Genomic DNA, 13780 nt, shown 5'->3' with positions numbered 1-13780 from the left:
TCTCAGCGGAGGATTGACGATGACCAGCACCTCCCACCGCCGCTACCCCAGCGAGACCCCTGCCCCAGCCGACCGGGCCTCCGCCTCGCCGCCGGGCCCGCGGCCTTCCCTGGGAAACCGCCTCGCATCCCACGCACACCGCTACACACGGATCAGCCCGACCGTCCTGCGCGTCTGCATCGGCGTGGTCTTCTGCTGGTTCGGCGTCCTGAAGTTCTTCCCCGGCGCGAGCGCGGCCGAGGACTTCACCATCAGGGCCATGACCGAACTGACCCTGGGACTCATCCCCGCCCCCATCTGCCTGCTCCTCCTCGCCATCCTGGAGACGAGCATCGGACTCGCGCTCCTGACCGGCTTCCTGCTCCGCTGGGCTCTGGCAGCGTTCTTCCTCCACATGGCCGGAGTCTTCCTCTCCCTCCTCGTGCTGCCCGACGCCGCCTGGCACACCGCGGCTGTCCCGACCCTCGAAGGCCAGTACGTCATCAAGAACATCGTCCTGGTCGCCGCCTGCCTCCACATCACCGCCGACGAACTCACCCCCTGACCAGTCCGTCCTTCTCCCGCCAAGCGCGACTCGTACCAGGAGCACCCGTGGGCAGCACCATCACCCTTCACGACCTCGCCAAGACCTACCCCAACGGCCAGAGGGCCGTGCGCCAGCTCTCCCTGACCGTCGAGGACGGAGAGTTCCTCGTCCTGCTCGGACCCTCCGGATGCGGAAAGTCCACCCTGCTACGCATGATCGCCGGCCTGGAGACGATCAGCGAGGGCGAACTGCACCTTGACGGAGAGATCGCCAATGATCTCCAGCCCAGCGATCGAGACGTCGCGATGATCTTCCAGAGCTTCGCGCTCTACCCCAACATGACCACCGCACAGAACATCGGCTTCCCCCTGGCAGTCCAGAAACAAGACCCCGACCAGGTGACGGCCCGGGTGCAGTCCGTCACCCAGACCCTGGGCATCGACCACCTCCTGGACCAGATCCCCGGCCGGCTCTCCGGCGGCGAGCGCCAACGCGTCGCCATGGGCCGCGCCGTGGTCCGTCGCCCCTCGGTCTTCCTGATGGACGAACCGCTCTCCAGCCTCGACGCCCGGCTGCGTGCCCGCCTGCGCACCGAAATGCTCGCGGTCACCCGGAGCACCGGTGCGACGACCATCTACGTCACCCACGACCAGGCCGAGGCCATGGCGCTCGGCGACCGGGTGGCAGTCATGCGTGACGGGATTGTCCAACAGATCGACACCCCCCGCAACCTCTACGCACTGCCCGCCAATGCCTTCGTCGCCTCCTTCGTCGGCACACCGAGGATCAACCTGCTGCACGGCACGGTGTACGCCCCCGTCGACGGGGTCATGGCGGTCAACGTCGGAGCCCAGAAAATCACCCTGGCCTACCCGCTCACCCGTGACCACCAGATGCTCCGTGTCGTCCAGGGACAACCCCTTCTCATCGGCCTGCGCCCCGAAGCCATCCGCATCGCCGACCAGACACACGCCACCGCCTTCGAGCGAGCCATGACCGGGGTCGTCGAGCACACCGAATTCCAAGGCCACGAAGCACTGCTCCACCTCTCAGTCGGCGGACAACAAGCAGACGTACCGGCCCAACTCCCTGACCACGCACCCCACACCCCGGCCCGCAAAAGCGCCGCCGACTTCCTGCGGCAGCTCCGCCGCCGCACCGGACTCATCGACCGCCGCCCCACACTTCCAAGCGACACACAGCGTCCGGCGCAGTCCCCTGCCCGCAACGGCATCGGAGAGCTCGTCATACGCGATGAACCGGGCGCCCGCCATCGCAGGGGTCATCACATCCCCCTCCTCATCGACGTACGCAACATGCTGTTCTTCGATGCACGCGGCGAACGCATCAGCCCCGACCCCACCCGGATGCCGGAGCTCTGACCACGGTCGAGAACGACGCACTTCCGCTCGGACGGCACAGACGTGTAACCAGCGCCTCGTCGCCAGGCCGACTCGACCAAGTCCGTTCGGCGTCCACCGTCGGGGCCTCGCCGACCAGACCGCAGGTCTTTCAGGACGAGCAGTGGCTGCTGTGCGACGAACCGGGCCCCGGGGTGCCCCCACGGGAATGCTCAAGAGGCATGGTGGATCGGCCGGCGAAGTGCTCGGGCCCGATAAACACATCGAGTGTCCCCGGGGGTACTGACGAGCACGTGTGAAAGGAGGCACCGTAGGCCGGGCTACGGACGCCCCAGTGAGCACTGACCTCGCTACGGAGAAGCTGCGTTCTCGTCCGCCCCTTCGATGTCACCCAGGTCCGGGCCCTCCGTCTCGCTCTGATCGGCTCCCCGGCCCGCCGGCGGCTGCCACTTTCCGCAGGGCCGGGAGGGAGGCGACGACGTCGGTGTCTGCGGGCGCCTCGTCGTCTCCGACCATGCGCAGTCGCTCCTGGGATTTGGGACCCCTTGTCACTTTCAAATTCGGACGATTTTGTGTGCGGGCGGCGGTCAAGCGGTGGGTACAGCCTCAGCCGAGGAAGCCCGACACGACGCCCGCGCCTACGCCGCCGTGTGCGACGCCACGACGGGCGATGAGCGGCTTGATCCCCGCTTCCACAGCAGGCGGCGGTACTTGTCGAAGTCATAGCCCCGGTCAGCGAACAGTCTGCGTGGCCGTGTGCGCGGACGTCCGCGCCGGCCCCGGATCGGTGGGATCGCGTTTAGAAGCGGCAGGAGCTGTGTGACGTCGTGGCGGTATCCGCCGGTGAGCGTGACGGCGAGTGGGGTTCCGTGCCGGTCTACGATCAGGTGGTGCTTGCTGCCCGGCCGGCCCCGGTCGACCGGCGAAGGCCCGGTGTGAGCCCCCCTTTGAGCGCCCGGACGTGCGAGCCGTCGATCGCCGAGTCGTCCAGCTCCATGAGACCCGCCGCTCGCAGGTCAGCGAGAAGGAGCTCGTGCAAGCGAGGCCAGACGCCGGCCTATGGGGGGATGGCCGACCACATCGTCGAGACCAGCGCCTCGCTCGGCCTCGATCTCGCGCTCCCGCTGGCCGTGCGGTCCCACTACCGGCGCGCGATCGAGGACGGACACGGCGGTGAGAACTGGTCGTCATCGACGGTATCCGGGACCCGCACTGACCGGCCGCGCCGGCACGGGGGATGTCAGAGGGTGGGGGTCGCCAGGATGTCGATGACGATCTCCGTTCCCAAGGCGTACGCCGGGACGCCCGAGGTGATGAGGGCGGTCTCGGCGACCCCGATGAGCTCGGCGGCGGTGGCGCCCGCGTGGAGCGCGCCCCGGGCGTGAATCCTGGCTGGGTGTTCCCGGCCGAGGGACAGGAGTTGCCCGTAGTGGACGAGCTGCTGCACGCGAGCGCCCAGCGGATTGTCGGTCAGCACGATGTGCCGCAGCGCCGCGAGTGCCTCTTCGGTGGGGAGCCGGTCGAAGTCCCGCGCCAGGCGCAGTCGCTCCTTCACGCCGCCCGGAACGACTCCGAGGGTGGAGTGGTAGCGGGCTCGCACGGCCTCGGTGCGCCGGGCGAAGGTGCCATCGGTCGTCGTGTCGTCGGCCGTCATCGCGTCGTCGGTCATGACGCGACCCGGGCGATCGAGGCGCGTACGGCGGCCAGGGCACCCTCGGGGAAATCCACGGCCCCGCCGATCGCCGCCGCCGCGATCTCCGCCTCGGCGCTCTCCTCGACGGCCACCACCAGATGGGCGGTCGCAGCCGGGTCCGGGCCGAACACGATCAGTCCGTGGTTGGCCAGCAGGGCCGCCGAGGTCGTGGGGCGCCGCTCCAGGACGTGGACGATGCCCCGGACGGACACGTCGGACCCGCGCGGCCCCCACGGCACCACCGGGACCTCCTCGGGCTGTCCGAAGCGCAGCATCGGCTCGGTCCGGCACGGCAGTGGCCGGTGCGCGACGGCGAAGGCCGTCGCGCAGGGCGAGTGGGTGTGGATGACGGCGCCCACGTGCGGGCGGGCGCGGTAGACGGCGCTGTGCATGGCGATGATCTCGGCGCTGACCGACCGTAGCTCCCCTTCCAGGACCCGCCCGTCGAGGCTGACGGTCGCGAGGTCGCCGGGGCGGAGCCCGCGAACGAATCCCGGCGTCAGCAGGAAGCTTTCGGCGTCGAGCCGGGCGCTTAGGTTGGCATGCCCCGAGTGGGACATCACCCCCGCCGTGAAGAGCGCCTCCGCCGCCGCGACCAGCTCGTGCGCCCGCTCGTTCGCCGCTCGTGTGGTTGCCATCCGGCACCTCCGAAGTCCGCTGCCGGCGGCTCTCGATCGCCGCCGTGCTCGCACGTCCCACTCTTCAACTTAAACTCGGGTTCAAGTCAAGCGGCCGACGGCCGGACCGAGCGGGAACGGCAGGAGCGGCTACGTGCGCATGACCATCGGACAGCTCGCGGAGATCACCGGAGTACCGGCGTCGGCCATCCGGTTCTGGGAACGCCACGGCCTGCTGCCCGCGCCCGAGCGCCAGAGTGGGCAGCGGCGTTACCCGCCGGGGGCCGCGCAGCGGATCGTGGTGCTGCGCAAGTGTCAGCGGGCGGGGCTGACCCTGGCGGAGATCGGCGAGTTCCAGGAGGACCAACCGCGCAGGCAGGCGATGATCCGCGCCAAGATCGCCGAGGTCGAGCAGCGGAGGATCGACCTCGACCACGCCCACCAGCTCCTGGTCCACGCCCTGCAGTGCGGCGAGGAGGACATCGTCAGTTGCACCAAGTTCCGGGAGCAGATGGCCGCCTGGGAGACGTCCGCCCCGACCTCGTTGTAGTCCCGGCCCACGAGACCTCCGCCCACACCACCTTGCCGGGCCCTTCCCTGGGGACCGCGCGAGGTGACGCCTGGCTGCCGGCCGTCATGGAGGTCGCGGGCATCGACCAGCGGCTCATCGGCTGGCAGTCGACCGGCCGCCAGCAGATCGAGGACGCCCTGTCCGTCCTGGTGGCCGACTACGAAGGGAAGCATGGTCACCTGCCGGGGGAGCGGGCCGGCTACGCGCTGGGCTGCAAGGCCGCCGACCGGACCCGCCCGCCCAAGCGCAAGGAGCTGCGCTCGCTGTCCGAACTGCGGATGGGAGATGGCAGGAGTCGGCGATCGCCGCGTTCGGCGCCGACGTCGTCTCCCGGCTGGCGGAGCGGACGCGGGGCGGCAGCCACGGCGGTGTGGCCACGGGTGCGACCGGTGGTCGACGTCGCCCTGATCGCCGTCGACGTCGTCGCCGTGGTCTACGTGATGCGCGGCGCGTTCAAGCACCATCACCTGCTCGGCGAAGCCCGCCGGCACCTCTCCTACGTCCTGCGCGGCCGACCCCACGAGCCGGGCCTGGACGAACAGATCGTGCAGACCGTCATCGACGACTACACCCGCCCCGCCAGCCGGGGCCGGATGATGACCGCAGACCTGCGCGCCCTGTACCCGCGCGACACCGACGACCAGGCCGTGCTGCGCCCGCTGACCCTTGCCGCACTGGAGGTGAGGCGGCCGGAAGTTGGTGATGCCGGCGCGGAACCATAGATGCCAAACCCTGAGCCAGTGGCACGTAAGCCGACGTCGCGAGGCAAAAGGACCTGTCAACCCGACAGTGGCAGAACCCGTCCTCGGTCCTTGACTACTACAAGTAGTACTTGGACGACCGCTGGAACGAGGGCTCCGCCAACACGTGGAACTGTGGATCGTCCTGCTCGGCTACACACGCCTGGGTATTCCGCACGAGCGCATCGTAGGCGGGCGGGTACGGCAGCCGGAAAAGCTTCGCCAGCATCGACCCGCAGACGTGCATGGGCGGCGTTGTCAGTGGCGCCTGCCACTATCCGGCCATGCCAGGCCCATTAGCCTCGCCGTTTCGGTTGAGGCGATGAGGCTTCGCTGAGGGGCCACTGTCGGGTGGTCGACGTGATTTCGGTGCTCGGACATTGCGGAGTCCCGGCGCGGTGGTCGGGTTCTCCAAGGTCCTTCGGGTCGTGATGGGCCAGGGTTCGCCGGTCAGCTTGCGGGACGGGGCAACGTGGCGAGGCGAGGGAAGGCCGTGGTCAGTTCGTGTCTCCAGGGCCAGGTCGCCGATATTCGCAAGCGCGGGCGGCGGCCGCCGCGGGTGAGGCGTGCGGCGACGTGCAGCAGCCGGTAGCGGAGCTTCTTCGGCTCGGCGGCGGCCAGTTCGCCGTCCAGCAGCAGGACGCGGGCCCAGGCCAGCAGGTCGACCGCCGTGAGGCTGAGTTCGAGCCAGACGGTGTTGACACCGAAGTCGCGGGAGGGGAAGCGGCCGAATCCAGTGGTTTTGCCGCACCGGATGTGGTCCTCGACGGTGGCATGCCCGCGGTGGCGGACCTCCAGGAACTGGGCGGAACCACCACCGGAGTAAGGGGTGTCGGTGAGGAACACCTGGTGACGCAGGCCCTCGTCCTGGTCGAACAGGGACAGTTGGGCTCCGGGGTGCGGCCGCTCGCGGCGCACGATGATGCGGGTGCCGGCCGGGTAGCCGGCCAGATCGACCATGCCGGTCAGCTCGGCGACCTCGGCGCCATCACGCAGGGTGCCGTCCTGGTTAAGGGCGGGATGCCAGAGTCGGTCGGGCATCGCCCGGACAGCGCGGCGGACCGGCTCGGTGATGGCGTATCCAACCGAGAAGAAGGTACGGACTCCTCGTTTCCGTGTGTTGCGGACGTGGGCGAGGAAGGCTTTCGCGGATCCGGCACTGTCGGCGCGGATGAGGATGTCGGTGCCGTGCCGGTGAGCGTCGGGGATCTGAGCGAGCGCCTGGTCGAGCACCGCGATGTGATCGGCGGCAGTGTTGGCTCCGGAGTTGCCGGGCCGTAGCTGTCCCGACACGGCCTCGCCGGTGTTCGCGAGGAAACACAGCAGCGGATGGAAGCCGAAGCCGCCCTTGTAGGTCGGGGCGGCCTGTTCCTTTTCCGAGTGGCAGGCGACCAGCGTGGCGTCGAGGTCCAGAACCAGGCCGGGAAGCTCTCGTCCGCCGGCCCGAACGGCAGGTATGCCTTCGCTGGTCTCGGCGGCCTGCATCCAGGCGACTTCCCGGGCCGTGGCGCGGGCCGCTCGCAGTGAGGCGAGTGCGGCCTCGTCGGTGTCGGCGAGCAATCGCCAGGCCGTGGGTGTGGAGGCGACCGGGCCGAACACCTCGCCCTGGTCGCGCAGCACGGCCAGATCCGCGATCGCCTCACCGCCGTCGGCGAGCATCACAGCGAGATCGGTGGCGACCCGGCCCGGATCATGTCCGGTCCCGCGCGGCCGAAGTGGCCTGAGAGCGGCGGAGTACGCGGCGGTCAGCCCGGTGGCGTCAGCGAGGTCCGCCAGCAACCGTGCCCCGGCATGCCCGACCACCCCCGAACCATCGGCACTGACATGGACCTTGGAACGCAACCCGATAGCCTGCACGTAGAAAGTGCCCTCCGCCTGGACCGACAGAACCCCTCAGCAAGGTTCATCGTTCCAGGTCAGGAAGGCACTTTCGCGTTTCCGCCCCAAAGCCAGCCGTACCCGAGTGAAACGGCGAGGTTAGTACTCCAGCCGGACTTCGGTGTATGTCCTGGTCAACGGCTTGAGGGTGGGGATTGTAGCTGGATGGTGCCGGGTGAGAGGCGGGTTCGCCCGGCCTGTCCCGCGAACGGATGACCACGCCGTGTGTAGTGACAGCGGCGGGCCCGCGCCTGGTGACGGCGGCGCCATCTCGACCAGCTCATCGCATGGTTGCCCTGTCGAGCAGGACGCCGGCTGGTAGCTGCCAGTAGACGGCGGATCTCGGCCGGGGTGAGGTCCACGAGGTCGGGCGTGTCATGGTCGGCTCCCCCTTTTGCCGTTCCTGGGCGGCGGTGACGGCCAGGAACGCGTGGGCGAGCATGGCGAGGGTGATGTGCCGGTGCCAGCCGACGTAACGGCGGACTTCGTACTGGTCCAAGCCGCATTCGTTCTTCGCGCTCTGGAAGCACTCCTCAATTCTCCAGCGGCATCCGGCGATCCGTGCAAGATCGGCGACGGTGGCGTCCAAGGAGGCGGATGCGAGGAAGTAGGCCAGTTCGTCGGGCTTGGTGATGCTGCGGCGGGCGAGCATCCAGCGTTGCCGGGTGGGCTCATCGCCGTCGAACTCCCAGACCGCCGGCAGTCGTGCGGCAGCCCAGTCGTAAAGCCGAGGCCCTTTGGCACCGTCACCGCAGGAGAGCCGCTGCCATGCCTCGTCGGGGGCCTGGCCGATGAGGTGCTCGATGCGGGGTCCGTGGACCTGCTGGGACTTCGGCACGGCCACGACATAGGACAGGCCGGCGTCTTCCAGGAAGCGTCGGAAGCGGGAGTCCTGTCCGTAGGCGGCATCGGCCGCTACCCAGGCGACGGGCAGCGGGCCGGCCTGCGCTCGCAGGACCATCGTGCGGGCCAGCTGGTTCTTGGTCGCGAACGGGCGGTGTTCGGGGATGCGGGCTGTGCGGCAGCGTTCGGGGTCGTCGGTCCAGGACTTGGGGAGGTAGAGCTCGCGGTCGACGAGAGCGTGACCGCGGGTGGTGGCGTAGGCGGCGAAGACGCCGATCTGGCAGGTCTCGGTGCGGCCGGCGGTTCCGGAGTACTGCCGTTGCACCCCGGCTGAGGTGGTGCCCTTCTTGACGAAGCCTGTGTCGTCGATGATCAGAATGCCGTCGTCGGTGCCGAGGTGTTCGGCGATGTATCCCTGCAGGTCGTCGCGTATCTCGTCGGCTTCCCAGCGGCTCTTCGCCAGGAGATGCTGCAGCCCATCAGGCGTGCGGTGCCCGGCGAACTCGGCCAGTTGCCAGGAGTTCTTGCGGCCCACGGGCCCGAGCAGTCCTCGCACGTAGTCCCGCATCCGGCGTCTGGGCTCGACGCGGGGGAAGCGGTGTCCGATCCGCAAGAAGAGTTCTTCCAGCCCGTGTTCCCACTCGGAGGCAGGTGCGTCATCGATCACGTGCGATGGCTGTCCCCGCCGCTGTCACTACACACGGCGCGGTCATTCGTTCGCGGGACAGGCCGGACGAACTCGCCCCTCACCCGGCATCGTCCCACTACAATCCCCACGCTCAAGCCGTTGACCAGGACATACACCGAAGTCCGGCTGGAGTATTAGTACTCCAGCCGTAGATCGTGGTCACAAGTTGAGCCGTCGCGGTAGTGGACTGTGGCGGGCTCATCGGACATTACGGGGAAGGCTTACTGCCCGCCGAGTCGGAGTACGGCAACCACGTACAGGCTCCCGGACACCGTCAAAAGCAGAAAGGCAAGAACCGTGTGGACGACGAGCCCCCGCCCTGGGGCAAGGCCTAGATGTGCCCGGGCCGCACGACTCACCCGGGGCCTGGGGACACCTCGCGCGGCGTTCGCGTCCACCTTCTCGATCGCTCGGCGCAGCTTCCTGAGGCTTCTTTCGGTCGTGATACCCAGGCGCACGCCGTGGGCGTCGCGCACCACCAGGGTCCGGTACGCGCCGCCGTACGAGAAGGTCGTCAGTAGCCGAACGGTGGTGATCCGGTTGAGGTCGACGGACCGCTCGCCGGTCAGGGTGTGCGCAGTCAGGTGCGACGATGAGTGCCGGAACGGTGCCTTCTCCTCGCACAGCGCGGTGAGGAGGACGAAGCTGACGATCGCGGACAGCAGGCCGAGCACGATCGGTGTGCCTTCGGGGACAATCCCCGCCCTGGCCAGCCCGTAGCCGCCGAAGGGCAGCAAGAGGACTGTCACCGCCAGGCCCGATCCCATGCGTGCACGCGCCACGCTGCGGGTTGTGGTTGCTTCCACTGACGCCCCCCGTTTCTGTTGGCAGACATCAGCATGCATGCGCGGCGGGCCTCTGCGCATTGCCTGTGTCCGGCGATCTTCGGCTCGGGATCCATGGACTCCAGGGCCTCAGTGCCAGCAGGACTCCGTAATCTCGTCATTCGCCGCGGGAACAGGACAGCCACCGCGTGACCTTGATGAGGTGTGTGGACTCTTCAAGGTAATGCGGTGGCCGCGAGCTGCAGCGTGGACCCTGCCTGCTGGCAGGAGGCGTTCGAGGCCCTGATGGGCCAGATAGCGGGCCGGTTCGCGCGGGTTGAACCCCGGCGCCGCGTACAGGACTTGGTGCTGGGACTGCTGTCGGGCCTGCCGCGCAAGAACTGCTGGTCGATCGCCGAGTGGGCCGGGGAGGCGAGTCCGGACGGCATGCAGCACTTGCTCGGCCGGGCCAGGTGGGATGCCGATCGTGTGCGTGATGACGTGCGTGAGTACGTGCTGCAACATCTGCACGATGAGGATGCGGTGCTGGTGGTCGACGAGACCGGGGACGTGAAGAAGGGCGTGCACACCGTCGGTGTCCAGCGCCAGTACACCGGCACTGCCGGCAGGATCGAAAACGCGCAGGCCGCGGTCTACCTTGTCTATGCAGGCCGCCGCGGGCACGCGGCGGTGGACCGTGAGCTGTACATTCCGCGCTCTTGGACTGCGGATCCGGACCGCTGCCGGGCGGCTGGCCTGCGAAATCCATACGCCCAGCTTCACAGTCACCGGCTCCGCCTCGCCGTCGACCGCGATCTCTTCGCCGTGCCCCCTCGGCACGGGCCGGTCCGCGCCTTCCCGCTCCACCCACTGCGCCAGGGCCGCCAGGCCGCGCTGGAACGCCTGCTGCGCCTTGCTCGGGCCCTTGGTCGCACGCGCGGTCGCCGGGGCGGGAGAGGATGCCCGAGCGGGGTGTACGCCCGGCTTCGACAGCCGCTGCTGTTGTTCGGGTAGGAGCTGTGTCCAGGTGCCCGGGTTCTTCTGCCGCTGGAGCCATCTGCCGATGTCGTCGCCTTCGAAGATGACGCCCGGCGCGATGTAGGGCAGGATGCCGTCGGCGTCGACCAGGTCGGCGAGGACGCGGTAGTGGCGCTGCCAGTCGAGCGGCCACGGGCAGTCCCAGTCCGGATCGATCGCGGTCAGCTGGGCCGCACGCGTCGCCGCGCGCTCCGGGTCCTTGCCGAGGCCGCCCTCGGTGCACCCACGCAGCTCCCCGAGTGGGCGGAGTTCACGCACACCCCGTAGTCCGGTGCCGAGGAACGCTGAGGTACTGGCCGCCACGTGCCTCGCTACTGCGGTGCACAGCGAGGCTGGCCGCACGTAGGGAGCCCGACTGTGGTGCGTCTGGGCCGGTGGGCTGTGCCGCCTCAGTTGGATTGCAGGCTAAAGATCCTTGAGCAACCCTCTGACCTGCAATGCCTCACGGCTTGAGAGAGGTCCCACCGTACGGCGCAGAGGGAGTAGGGCGCCGGACGGTGCGGGAGAGCTACACCGGGCTCGGAGGGCCTTCCAGCTTCCTGGGTCCGCGAGAAAGCGCACGCGGCCGCTGTTCGCTCAGCTCAAGGGTTTGGCTGGGGCGGGGAAGGTCGAGCCCTGCCCACCAGCGGCGCCCGCTCGGAGCGGTTTCCATACCGACATCGCGAATCCCGAGCCCGGCCAAGGCACGCATGTGCTCTGCATCCCGGAGCGCTTGGCCGTCGTCGCTCGGCGGCATGTCCTGCCGGTGACTGAGCGCCAGGAGCATCACCTGGTTCCGGTCCTCGTCGTCGGCCAGGTGCAGCGAGACGCGCCGACCGCCGTCCTGCGCCGCCGAGCGCAGCAGGAGCTCGACGACCTGCTGTGCCTGATCGTCCTTCGGCCGGTAGCCCCACTGGTGCAGTGTTGTGGCAACCTCCTGGCCCACTCGGGAGGCCGCACCACTGCTCGGGGTGACAGCCCAGTTTCGTACAGACCGGCCGCGGATCGTGACCGGAGCGGGCGCAGGGGCAGTCTGCTGCTCCGGCGGTAGAGGCTGGACGGGCCGCTTAGGCGGCGGCGGGGTCTTCGGCGGGTAGTCGGGACGGTGTGGCGACACAGCAGCCTCCCGGCGGGAACGGAGACACCCATCCTAGGGCGGCCCTCTCGCCTGGGGACCGCTTCGGCCGATACTCGCCAGGCCCGTCGAGGCGGCCAGCGCCCTACGCGGTGTGGGCCGGTGATGGGGCCGGCTGGCGGGCTGCGCTCTTGGCCCTCAACATGCCTGGACGCCGGTTGGGCCGTAACCACCCCCGCGCAGACCAGGGAGGCTGCTGCTCTTCGGTGATGGTGGCCCCGATCCCGGCCCCATCGCCAGGATTCTTAAAGAGCGTTTTGTCCTGGCCGGGGCGTTTGATAACTGGCGTGATGCCGGCCGCTTGGGGCGGCCCTTGCTGGCGTGTGAGGATCCGCCTGTGGAGTGTGATGTGTGTGGGCGGGCGATGTGGCGGTGGCCGCTGCCACCGACGGCTTGGGAAGAGGAGATTTGGTCCTGTTCCTGGTGCCATGCGGCCACCCATGTGGGCGGCGAGTGGTTCGAGATTTCGCGACCGCCGTATCTGCCCATGGGGATGCGCTGGGAGAAGGCCGTCGCGGATGGCTTTGCCCCTGGTGTCTCCCACGCGTTCGGCATCTTCGACAAGACGCTGTGCGGCATTCAGGAGGCCGGCATGTCACCGTCCGACTACTGGTGGCTGCCGGAACGGGAAGATGCCTGCGGCGCCTGCCGGGAAGCGGCGAGTGTTGTCGACGGCCGCTGGCCGCGGTCGATGAGGAGTGAGGATGCACGGGTCAGCGTGGCCCGGCGGCTATGAGTCCTTCCAGTTCGGAGTCGACTCTCGGGTGAGCCTGCGGCTCATCAGGTCGATCATCGCGAGGCGGATCATCGCTTCGGAGCGATGGGGGTGAGTTTCGTAGTCGCGGGCCAGGCGGCGGTGATGCATGAGCCAGCCGAAGGTCCGCTCGACCACCCAGCGCCGCGGAATCACCTTGAAGCCCTTCTGGCCCGGATCGCGACGAGTGACTTCGACATCGATGCCCAAGCGGGCGCCGTGGTCGATGACTTTGGTGCGGTAGCCGGTGTCGGCCCATGCCTTCGTGACGCGGGGGTGGCCTGCGGCAATGTCCGAGAGCAGATGGATGCCGCCGGCGTTGTCGGAGACGCTGGCGGCGGTGACCAGCACGGCCAGGAGGAGGCCAAGTGTGTCGACGCCGATGTGGCGTTTGCGGCCTGCGATCTTCTTGCCCGCGTCGATGCCCTGGCCGGCCGCGGGCACATTGGCCGAGGTTTTGATGCTCTGGGCGTCGAGGACGCAGGCGCTGGGCTCGACATCGCGGCCTTCGGCCTTTCGGACCAGGCGCCGCAGGAGACCATTGAGCTGGTCGAAGACCTCGTCCTTCTGCCAGGCGGCGAAGTACCCGTAGACGGTTTCCCACGGAGCGAAGTCGTGCGGCAGATACCGCCAGGGGATCCCGGTCCGCTCGACGTAGAGGATGGCATCCATGATCCGGCGCAGATCGTGTTCAGGCGGCCGGCCAATGTCCAGGCCCTTCCCTCTCCGTTCGGCTCGCCAGGCCGTCAGAGTTGGTTCCAGCAGTTCCCAACGGGCATCGGACAGGTCGCTCGGATACGGTCGCTGTCGACGAGACATGTTTCTGTAATACCGATGGCCGCCGTCCCGCTACAGGGCGCAAACCGGCGTGACCGGGGGCGTGTTGGGATCAGACAGGAGCGAAGGGACCGAACAGACCCCCGAAGGCCGTCATCTGCCTCACCCGCCACAAGAGACGTCTACTGCCCCAGTAGACCCGAACCGGTCCGCCACCTGAACTGTAATGAAGCACCCTGGGCGGGATAAAACGCTCTTTCAGAGGTCGTTTTCATCTGCACTGCATGCTTATTAGTGGATTCATGGATGGTCGGGTCGTGGTGCTGGAGGGGCGGCAGGTGTGGCAGCGATCGATGGTGCCTGAGGGGTGACGCATGAGGCGAGAAGTTGCTCGTGCCTGTCTCATCCCAGGATGT

At 68.5% G+C, this 13780-nt stretch carries 11 protein-coding genes and 5 pseudogenes; 7 read left to right on the top strand and 9 right to left on the bottom strand.

Features of this window, described 5'->3' with window-relative positions; all coding sequences use genetic code 11:
* Positions 1-19: 19 nt before the first annotated feature.
* Together QFZ58_RS34250 and QFZ58_RS34245 are read left to right on the top strand one after the other, a co-directional pair.
* Positions 20-544, top strand: coding sequence for a DoxX family protein (locus QFZ58_RS34250; RefSeq protein WP_307128716.1), 525 nt, complete (start codon positions 20-22; stop codon positions 542-544).
* A 47-nt stretch (positions 545-591) separates the two neighbouring features.
* Complete coding sequence (locus tag QFZ58_RS34245) at positions 592-1908, top strand: ABC transporter ATP-binding protein (RefSeq protein WP_307128715.1); 1317 nt, start codon at positions 592-594, stop codon at positions 1906-1908.
* 615 nt (positions 1909-2523) lie between these two features.
* Here the strand turns inward: QFZ58_RS34245 and QFZ58_RS34240 are convergent.
* Positions 2524-2944 (bottom strand): annotated as a pseudogene (locus tag QFZ58_RS34240) (transposase); the annotation flags it as partial.
* Between QFZ58_RS34240 and QFZ58_RS34640 the strand changes: the two are divergent.
* Positions 2883-3068: pseudogene (locus QFZ58_RS34640) on the top strand (NAD(P)-dependent oxidoreductase); the annotation flags it as partial. The pseudogenes QFZ58_RS34240 and QFZ58_RS34640 sit on opposite strands and share 62 nt — an antisense overlap.
* A gap of 59 nt (positions 3069-3127) precedes the next feature.
* On the opposite strand, the gene QFZ58_RS34230 reads toward QFZ58_RS34640, so the two are convergent.
* Both QFZ58_RS34230 and QFZ58_RS34225 read right to left on the bottom strand, forming a co-directional pair.
* Positions 3128-3556, bottom strand: coding sequence for a carboxymuconolactone decarboxylase family protein (locus QFZ58_RS34230; RefSeq protein ID WP_307128714.1), 429 nt, complete (start codon positions 3554-3556; stop codon positions 3128-3130).
* Positions 3553-4218 (bottom strand): class II aldolase/adducin family protein, encoded by a 666-nt coding sequence (locus tag QFZ58_RS34225; RefSeq protein WP_307128713.1) that lies wholly within the window; start codon positions 4216-4218, stop codon positions 3553-3555. Before QFZ58_RS34225 ends, QFZ58_RS34230 begins: the two co-directional genes overlap by 4 nt.
* Positions 4219-4357: 139 nt before the next feature.
* On the opposite strand from QFZ58_RS34225, the gene QFZ58_RS34220 reads away from it, so the two are divergent.
* Together QFZ58_RS34220 and QFZ58_RS34215 are read left to right on the top strand one after the other, a co-directional pair.
* Complete coding sequence (locus QFZ58_RS34220; RefSeq protein ID WP_307128712.1) at positions 4358-4747, top strand: MerR family transcriptional regulator; 390 nt, start codon at positions 4358-4360, stop codon at positions 4745-4747.
* A gap of 48 nt (positions 4748-4795) precedes the next feature.
* A pseudogene (locus QFZ58_RS34215) lies at positions 4796-5433 on the top strand (relaxase domain-containing protein); the annotation flags it as partial.
* A gap of 525 nt (positions 5434-5958) precedes the next feature.
* Here QFZ58_RS34215 and QFZ58_RS34210 read toward each other — a convergent pair.
* The 3 genes from QFZ58_RS34210 to QFZ58_RS34200 form a co-directional block, all read right to left on the bottom strand.
* Positions 5959-7365 carry an IS1380 family transposase gene (locus QFZ58_RS34210; RefSeq protein WP_307128710.1) on the bottom strand — a complete coding sequence of 469 codons (1407 nt, stop codon included), beginning with the start codon at positions 7363-7365 and terminating at the stop codon, positions 5959-5961.
* 301 nt (positions 7366-7666) lie between these two features.
* Entirely contained in the window at positions 7667-8896 is a 1230-nt protein-coding gene (locus tag QFZ58_RS34205) for an IS701 family transposase (RefSeq protein ID WP_373428642.1), read from the bottom strand.
* 242 nt (positions 8897-9138) lie between these two features.
* A complete protein-coding gene (locus QFZ58_RS34200; protein ID WP_307128709.1) occupies positions 9139-9699 on the bottom strand; it encodes a hypothetical protein in 561 nt (186 codons plus the stop codon).
* Between the two features lie 288 nt (positions 9700-9987).
* Between QFZ58_RS34200 and QFZ58_RS34195 the strand changes: the two are divergent.
* Positions 9988-10440: pseudogene (locus QFZ58_RS34195) on the top strand (IS701 family transposase); the annotation flags it as partial.
* Here QFZ58_RS34195 and QFZ58_RS34190 read toward each other — a convergent pair.
* Positions 10441-10938: pseudogene (locus QFZ58_RS34190) on the bottom strand (helicase associated domain-containing protein); the annotation flags it as partial.
* Between the two features lie 289 nt (positions 10939-11227).
* Positions 11228-11644 (bottom strand): hypothetical protein, encoded by a 417-nt coding sequence (locus tag QFZ58_RS34185; protein ID WP_307128708.1) that lies wholly within the window; start codon positions 11642-11644, stop codon positions 11228-11230.
* Between the two features lie 526 nt (positions 11645-12170).
* On the opposite strand from QFZ58_RS34185, the gene QFZ58_RS34180 reads away from it, so the two are divergent.
* Positions 12171-12569 (top strand): hypothetical protein, encoded by a 399-nt coding sequence (locus tag QFZ58_RS34180; RefSeq protein WP_307128707.1) that lies wholly within the window; start codon positions 12171-12173, stop codon positions 12567-12569.
* Here the strand turns inward: QFZ58_RS34180 and QFZ58_RS34175 are convergent.
* Positions 12564-13406, bottom strand: coding sequence for an IS5 family transposase (locus tag QFZ58_RS34175; protein WP_307128706.1), 843 nt, complete (start codon positions 13404-13406; stop codon positions 12564-12566). The two genes, QFZ58_RS34180 and QFZ58_RS34175, sit on opposite strands and share 6 nt — an antisense overlap.
* Positions 13407-13780 lie beyond the last annotated feature (374 nt).

It is taken from the genome of Streptomyces sp. B1I3, from assembly GCF_030816615.1.
GTDB lineage: Bacteria > Actinomycetota > Actinomycetes > Streptomycetales > Streptomycetaceae > Streptomyces.
The sequence above is the reverse complement of the archived record's forward strand: the minus strand, read 5'-3'. Positions and strand labels throughout refer to the sequence as shown.

Excerpts from the sequence above, each read along its gene's own strand:
- QFZ58_RS34250 (WP_307128716.1), top strand. The coding sequence starts at position 20 with ATGACCAGCACCTCCCACCGCCGCTACCCCAGCGAGACCCCTGCCCCA.
- QFZ58_RS34230 (WP_307128714.1), bottom strand. The coding sequence starts at position 3,556 with ATGACCGACGACGCGATGACGGCCGACGACACGACGACCGATGGCACC.
- QFZ58_RS34225 (WP_307128713.1), bottom strand. The coding sequence starts at position 4,218 with ATGGCAACCACACGAGCGGCGAACGAGCGGGCGCACGAGCTGGTCGCG.
- QFZ58_RS34220 (WP_307128712.1), top strand. The coding sequence starts at position 4,358 with ATGACCATCGGACAGCTCGCGGAGATCACCGGAGTACCGGCGTCGGCC.
- QFZ58_RS34175 (WP_307128706.1), bottom strand. The coding sequence starts at position 13,406 with ATGTCTCGTCGACAGCGACCGTATCCGAGCGACCTGTCCGATGCCCGT.